Origin of the sequence: Mesorhizobium sp. M1A.T.Ca.IN.004.03.1.1 (assembly GCF_003997555.1) — a bacterium.
Classification (GTDB): domain Bacteria; phylum Pseudomonadota; class Alphaproteobacteria; order Rhizobiales; family Rhizobiaceae; genus Mesorhizobium.
This window is the reverse complement of sequence record NZ_RZTV01000034.1, coordinates 1-4,139: the sequence shown is the minus strand read 5'-3', so window position 1 is coordinate 4,139 and position 4,139 is coordinate 1. Positions and strand designations below refer to the sequence as shown.

General features: G+C 59.1%; 3 protein-coding genes. 1 reads left to right on the top strand and 2 read right to left on the bottom strand.

What is annotated here, in order from left to right; all coding sequences use genetic code 11:
* Positions 1–982 precede the first annotated feature (982 nt).
* On the bottom strand, positions 983–1,438 hold the full coding sequence (locus EOD29_RS30450; protein WP_256748481.1) for a transposase: 456 nt from the start codon (positions 1,436–1,438) through the stop codon (positions 983–985).
* Between the two features lie 793 nt (positions 1,439–2,231).
* On the opposite strand from EOD29_RS30450, the gene EOD29_RS30445 reads away from it, so the two are divergent.
* Entirely contained in the window at positions 2,232–2,747 is a 516-nt protein-coding gene (locus tag EOD29_RS30445; RefSeq protein WP_224570032.1) for a DUF2285 domain-containing protein, read from the top strand.
* Positions 2,748–3,523: 776 nt separating this feature from the next.
* On the opposite strand, the gene EOD29_RS30440 is transcribed toward EOD29_RS30445, so the two are convergent.
* The coding region (locus tag EOD29_RS30440; protein WP_127248762.1) for an aldehyde dehydrogenase family protein at positions 3,524–4,139 on the bottom strand (616 nt) is incomplete at its 5' end.

Genomic DNA, 4,139 nt, shown 5'->3' with positions numbered 1-4,139 from the left:
CTGCTTGATCAGCCATTCGATGTGATTTGACCACATCTGCAACACCTCGCGCTTCTCCTTGACGTTGCTATAGAGATTGTAGATTTCGCCAATGTCTGTCAAGGACGCCGCCTTGTGATTCAGTATGTGCTCGATGACGTGTGGCAATACCTGCCGCCTGCCGAGATTTGTCGCGAGCGTCCTGCGCAGATCGTAAAGGGTCCAGTTCTCCAAAGCCACCCCGTCAGTATTGACCTTGCCGTCTAGAGCCTTCTTGCCCTTCGCGTAGCCTGAGAAGTGGCTTCTTTCGTTGCCCCTCGCAGGGAAAAAAACGTGTCATTGGTGTTCGGTACCGTCTGGGGGACCGACACCGCCAGTGTGGACAGCGGAATAAGCGTAGGCTCTTCGTTCTTCGTGCGGTCACCCGATAGTTCCATGTTCCGGCTTCAAGGTTGAGGACCAACGCATCGCGGCAACTTCCGTACGCCTCTGTCCGGTCAGAATGAGCAGCTTGACGATGGAGCCGAACGAATAGCCGATATCGCCCGGTTCGGGCTCACAGCCCGTTCATATAGCCGCCAGTTCGGCATCGTTCACCACTCGCTTGCGCTTGACGATCGGGGCCGGATCCGGATTTTCCAATCCCTCGCGGGGAAACCGCGGATGAGGCGTTGCGGCGGTTTGCGACACCAGTTGAAAAAAGCCCGCATACACCAGAAGGCCGTGTTAGCCGCTTGCGGGTGACCCCCGGCGACGATCTTCTTGGTGATGTTAGCAATGTCGGTGTCGATCACATGGTGGATAGAGCGACTCCCGAGGGCAGGCACAAGATACCGGTTCAGGCTGGCCTCGACCAGTGCGGTGTTTTGAGGGTCGTTACTCGGCGGCCTGGAGGTGACCGCCATCGCCGTCCTCGGTATCGTCAGCGCTGATATGCGCCTGATCGGCAAGGAAGGCTGGCAGTTCCGATGGAGCTATGCTGGAATTTGGGTGACGAGGCTGATCAAGCGGCGCTCTGCGGCTTCGTTTCGATGACCTGGATTCCGTCCAGGAACCTGGCACCTGCGATGAGTTTCGGCAACTGATTTTGTCCTTTCAATCGTCGCCACTTCCTGGCCGCGGCCAACAGCTTGAAGACCATCAGCTGGGCGGTTTTCGAGGATAGCGAGCCCTTGGTACGCACCGTGCGATAGCGAACGGTTGCAAAGACGCTTTCGATGGGATTGGACGTTCGCAGATGATCCCAGTGTTGGGCGGGGAAATCGTAGAGCGCCAGCGACGCAATATGATCTTTCGTCAGGCAGTCGACCGCCTTGGCATACGCCTCGGCCTCCATCTCGATCGCATGCGCAAGCAATTTGCGCGCGCCGCTGCGAAGTACATCCGTCAGGGTATCATCGATTTCGTCGGGCTGACGAAGGCGAACAATGTGTTGATAGTCTCGTTCATGGCGTATCACTCTCCTTGAGAGGTACTGGCAGGCTTCATCACCCGCCTCGATACGCCGCTCTCCTCAAGCCGCCATCATCCAGTTTCCGCCATGGCTCCCCCTGATTGATCCGCTTCACCTGTGCAACTGCACAGGCTGCCCTAGCGGGGAGATTGGCCTCCAATGGCGAAAACTTGCCGCAGGAGACCCTCCGATGACCGTGCCTATGGCGCCGCCGCTACGACAACTTGCCGACAAGCAGCGTGCGATCCACTGCCGCGCTACTGCGCCTTCAAGGGACGTCTGGATCGCGACGCAGGAGCCGATGACCGTTACGGGATCAATTCCAGGTCGCGCTGGCCGTCGCTGTGCCAGTTCGACGGTCTGGTGGCAATTTGGGCACATCTTCTGTCGCCGACAGTGGCGATGGCTGACGCTTCAACGAAACGGGGTCTTCGACGTCTGCTGCCTTCGCCGATGCTTTGCGAAGTGGCATAATGTTTCGACGCACGCAGGCGCGGGCAGGGGATGTCAGTCATGAATCTCCTGACTGGCGCGGATCAGGCCGATTGGCGGGATGAAAGATCATACGACTACACCGCTGGCCTGACGCTGCGGGAGTGGGCTTGGGAGTTCTTACGCCGCAATCCAGCGTTCCAGCGCGATCTGACCGCTGCGCGCCAGCATTGCAAGACTTGGTCTCTCCAATCCTTTCTCGATATGGTCGCGTCGGCCGGCGACCTGTCACGCTGGGGTGTTCTGTTTCGCGGAGTCTTGTGGCCGCGCTTCGGTCGTATTCTGGTGTCCGCTCTGGTGCGTCCATGTGCTGCCGGTCATTGCGGAACGGTTGCCTGCCTCGTCGCCGACACCGCCGTTCGAACTCTCGGCATTGCCCTGTCGTGCAATCGTCCTGCTGGCGCCCGACAAGAGCCAGCATGTTCTTCTTCGCAATGCGGACCACGCGCTGCAGCTCGCCGTCTCGGGCGCGAATATCCTCCACCCTGTTTGCCTGCATACGCAAGCCATCTGGCCCGCGGTGCTTTTAAAGCATCGACTGAGGGGACTGGAGTGCCTCAATGCTCTCAGTCTAGGGCAACAGTTGCCCCCCCGCTTGTTTGCGCCGGAAAAGCGCGGCGTTCGTTTGTCCTTCGTTCTTCGTGCGCTCGACGGTTCGCTCGCCGGAGCACCTCATCGCGAGCTCGCCGAAGTTCTCATCGGTCAACGGCGCGTCCATGCCGACTGGGCGGATCCTCGCGATCATCTGCGCGACCGCATCCGTCGGGCCGTCTCGCGTGGCCGCGCGCTCATGAATGGTGGCTACAGAGATTTCCTAATTTGAAAAGCGACAGTCCGCGCTGCGCGTCGGTGGATGAACGTTCGCTCGCAGCTGTACCCGTCACCAACAGTTCGCCCGCCGACAGGACTGAATGGCGCCTTGCAAGTGCGCTCTGGTCTAGCTTGTCGATGCCGAAATGAGATGGGCGAGGGTGGTTCATTATAGGGCCGGCCTCGACCTGGACGCACATCATTGGTCGGAAAGCGGCGTGCACCGCAATGTCGCCATAGCAGCCAAGATCCTTTGAGTCCGGACCTGCAGTCCTGTTGGACCGGCGGGTGCAACAATATGGAGGGATTTGAGGCCTCACACCGTTCCCTGGTCGACAGCTCGGTCAGACATAGCACCCACCGCTTGATTATGGAAATGGTGTGCCTGGAGTGCAGCGAGTAGCGGCTTGCTGCGCACTGTCCTAAGAATAGCAGTCATGACCCGTCTGGGGGTCTGCAACACGACGATTCAACCGCTTGGGCATTGTCGCATATCCCACAATGTAGAATGCGCAACAGGGCAAAAGCTGATCCATCGGCGGTTTATCAATGCTTTTTGGCTTGGCACGGCACATGCAACGCAATCGGCAAAAGGCGCACGAACTGAGTGGCCCATCGGCCCTAGGAGCGCTGACTTATGCCCTCCCAAGGCATGTCCGGCCCGGCAGCGAGCTCAGTCTCCTGCCGGGCATCCGTGTTTCAGGTCAACGGCGTTTGGAACTTCCAATTAGGTGGCGGCATTGACCGCAGGCCGCCCCCCGGTGGGGCGGAGAGACAGTGCAGCAGGTTTCAAATCCCGCCCATGCAAAGATATTTCATTTCCAGATAGTCCTCGAGGCCATGACGGGAACCCTCCCGCCCGATGCCGGATTGTTTGATCCCGCCAAACGGTGCCGCCTCCGAGGACATGCGTCCCGTGTTGATGCCAACCATGCCATATTCCAGAGCCTCTGCCACACGCCAGACCCGCTTCAGGTTTGAGGCATAGAAGTATGCGGCGAGGCCGTAGATCGTGTCATTGGCCTCGCGCACGACCTGATCCGCATCGTTGAAGCGAATGATCGGCGCGAGCGGCCCGAATGTCTCCTCTTGCGCGACTGCCATGACGCTGGAAATCTCGGTGAGGACCGTGGGTTCGAAAAACGTGCCATTCTTGCCGATACGCTGGCCCCCGCATCGTATTGTGCCGCCTTTCGCAATGGCATCTGCGATGTGAGACTCGATCTTGGCCAGAGCATGCTTGTCGATGAGCGGTCCGATGTCCACTCCGGCATCGAATCCGTCGCCAACCGACAAGTGCCGGATTCTTTCCACGAATTTCTTGACGAACTCATCGTGAACGCTCGATTGGACGTAAATGCGGTTCGCGGAAACGCAGGTCTGGCCGGCATTGCGGAACTTCGCC